The organism is Brevibacterium sp., assembly GCF_052105255.1.
GTDB lineage: Bacteria > Actinomycetota > Actinomycetes > Actinomycetales > Brevibacteriaceae > Brevibacterium > Brevibacterium linens_B.
This window is the reverse complement of record NZ_JBQDYQ010000108.1, coordinates 1-3,022: the sequence shown is the minus strand read 5'-3', so window position 1 is coordinate 3,022 and position 3,022 is coordinate 1. Positions and strand designations below refer to the sequence as shown.

Genomic DNA, 3,022 nt, shown 5'->3' with positions numbered 1-3,022 from the left:
CCGAACGCTTCTACTTCTCCTTCGCCGAGGCGGCGGCTGCCCGTGGATTCGCCGTGGTGACCTACGGCTTCCGCGGTGTCGGTGACCGGAGGGCGGCTCGCGCCCATCGGCATCTGCGCATGCGCGACTGGATCTGCGAAGATGTGGCGGCCGCGGGCGCCTGGGCCGAGAAGAGATTCCCGGGCCTGCCGCATACGGCGTTGGGCCACAGCCTCGGCGGGCACGCTCTGCTCCTGGGCAGCGGCGGACAGCGGCTGTGCGGAATCGTCACAATCGCCACAGCGATGGCGGCGGCCCGCAGCATCGCACCTCGCAGCGAGCGCTGGCGAGTGGAAGTCGGCCTCGGAGTCTTCGGCAGGGTGGCCACACGAGTGTTCGGGTATATGCCCGGCAGCCGAGTGGGACTCGGCGAGGACATCCCCGCCGCCCTCTATGAATGGACGGACTGGCTGCGCCGCACCCACTTCTTCTTCGACGACCCGAGCTTCGACGCCGAGGCGCGCGCCTCCCGACTGCGCACACCTGTCCTCGCCGTCGGCACCTCCGACGATCCCTGGGCGACCGGTGCGTTCATCGATGCGCTCACCGACCGCCTACGGCTGGCACCGGTGACGCGGCGCACCTTCGTCCCGGAGGAACTCGGCACCGACCACATCGGCCATCACGGTCTCATGCGCCGATCCATCGCCGACGACGCCTGGCCGGAGATCCTCGACTGGCTCGAGACAAGAGCAGCCGAAGAATAGGTCACCACTGGGGACTTTTCGCGCCGAGAAGTATCCGTTCGCGACCACTTCTCGACCGCCGTGCGGCTAAAAGTGTCCGTCTGCGACCATTTCTCTGCTGACGCTGGGCCCTCAGCTGCGGCTGAGACCGAACAGCGAGTCGGTGAAGCGGTTGCCGAACACGGCCTCCGGATCCAGACGGGCCCGCAGCTCGCAGAAGTCCGCGAATCGCGGATAGAGCTCGTTCAGGTCGGCGGCCGTGCGAGTGTGGATCTTGCCCCAATGCGGTCGGCCGCCGTGCCGGCTCAGGATCTCCTCGACGACGCGGAAGTACTCGGCGAAGTCCTCCTTGATGAAGCGGTGGACGGCGATGTACATCGTCTCCCGCCCCGTCGCCGTCGACAGCGGCACATCATCGGCGGCGGCGCACCTGACCTCGAGGGGGAACGAGATCGCCCACCCCTTGGCCTCGATGACGTCTCGGATCTCCCGGATCGCCCCGGGTCCGGAGTCGAAGGGCAGCGCGTACTCCATCTCGTTGAACCGCACCCGCCGTGGGGTGACGAACACATCGTGACCGGGCGCCCGGTACGTCCTGTCTGCCACGACGGACTGAGCGATGCGATTGATCGAGGGCACCACGCCCGGGACCTTCGCCCCGAGCTCGACGGCCAATCGCAGTGCTCCGTTCTCCACCACCTCTTTGTCGAGGAGGTTGAGCCATCGGCTGCGCACCCCCGCCTCGGCGAGGTGGCCGGGCCCGGCCTGCCCCGGCTCCAGCCGGGTGTTCGTCTTCGTCAGCACCGAATCGGTGTGCGGGAACCAGTAGAACTCGAAATGGTCGGCCGCACGCATGCGGTCGGTCAGCCCGTCGAGGAGTTCCTCGAATCCGGCCACCTTCTCCTCGGCGATGAGGTCGAAGGCCGGCACGCACTGGAGTTCGACCTCGGTGATGAGACCGAGAACGCCGAGGCTGACGCGTGCAAGGTCGAAGACCTCCGGCTCTGCTTCGGCCGACAGCTCCCGCACCTGCCCGTCGGGGCCCATCAGGCTCAGCCCGGTGACGGTCCCGGCGAACCCGGTGAACCCGATTCCGGTGCCGTGCGTGCTCGTCGAGATCGCGCCGGCCAGGGCCTGCGGATTGACATCGCCCTGATTCTCCAGGGCCAGTCCGTAGGGTGCGAGCAGTGCGGGAATGTCCCGCAGCCGGGTGCCGGCGGCAAATCGCACCCGCTCGCGCTCCTCGTCGACGGCGATGATGCCGGAGAGTCCGTCGAGATTGACCATGACATCGTCACAGGCGGCCACCGGGGTGAAGGAATGCCCGGCCCCGACGACGCGCAGACGGTCCCCCGCTGCCGCAGCGGCCGTGACGATGCCCGATAGTTCCTCCGCCGAGGCGGGGCGTGCGAATGTGTGCGGATGTGCATGGACGTGACCGGCCCAGTTCCGGAATCTCTGCCGACCGGACCGGTCGCCTCGTCGCGGCTGCACGTCTCTCACAGTACGAGCCCCTCTCCTCGATAGGTGGTCCAGGCATCGCGGATGCGGCCCTGGGACACGATCTGGACGTCGTTGAAATGTTCGGCCAGCTCACCGGCCTTCGCGTGCCGGAACCACACGAGGTCGCCGATGCGCAGCGAGTCCGTGCCGGGCCCGGTCAGCGGCGTCTGCATCTCTCCGGGCCCCTCGAGGCCGGAGTACTCGAGGCCCGGCGGCCAGGCGATCGTCGGCAGACGGTCGGGGCCTGGGACTCCCGAGGCGATGAACCCGCCCTTGAAGACCGTCACCCAGCCGGGCCCGGGCCTGCGCACGACGGGAGCGACGAAGTATGCGGCGGGCCGGTGCCGGAAATGCGTATAGCCGTCGAAGAGTCCCGGGGAGAAGAGGCCGGATCCGGCGGCGAGTTCGGTCAGAGTGCCTTCGCCGGAGCTGGATTCGAACGAGCCGGTTCCCCCGCCGTTGACGAATTCGAGGTCGGCGACCTCACGGACGGCGGCGATGACGGCGGCTCGTCGTTCGGCGAGTTCGGCGATCGAGGCTCTCTGCATGAGCCGCACGATCGCCTGCCGGGCTGTTCGTCCGGCGTCGGCGGTGCCGGCGATCTGCCCCTCGTAGAACATCATCCCGACGAGGTCGAACCCGGGCCGGGCCGCGACCTGGCGGGCGAGCGCGACGGCCGCTCGACCATCCCGGATCGGTGAGCGCCTGGCCCCGATATGGACGCGGTCGCCCAACCAGGATTCGGCCGGGCGAAAGGAGGAGTCGACGTCGATGCACACCCGCACCGAGGCGGC

Annotated in this window: 3 protein-coding genes; 1 reads left to right on the top strand and 2 read right to left on the bottom strand. The window is 68.7% G+C overall.

Going from position 1 to position 3,022, the window contains the following annotated elements:
• Window positions 1-746, top strand: a 746-nt coding sequence (locus ACTIIH_RS15925) for an alpha/beta hydrolase family protein (RefSeq protein WP_441452805.1), incomplete at its 5' end; no start/stop codon positions are given.
• Window positions 747-857: 111 nt separating this feature from the next.
• Here the strand turns inward: ACTIIH_RS15925 and ACTIIH_RS15920 are convergent.
• Together ACTIIH_RS15920 and ACTIIH_RS15915 are read right to left on the bottom strand one after the other, a co-directional pair.
• The gene (locus ACTIIH_RS15920) at window positions 858-2,228 is read right to left on the bottom strand and encodes a D-arabinono-1,4-lactone oxidase (protein ID WP_441452804.1); all 1,371 of its coding nucleotides are present in this window, start codon (window positions 2,226-2,228) and stop codon (window positions 858-860) included.
• Window positions 2,225-3,022, bottom strand: a 798-nt coding sequence (locus tag ACTIIH_RS15915) for an amino acid deaminase/aldolase (RefSeq protein WP_441452803.1), incomplete at its 5' end; no start/stop codon positions are given. The genes ACTIIH_RS15920 and ACTIIH_RS15915, both read right to left, overlap by 4 nt.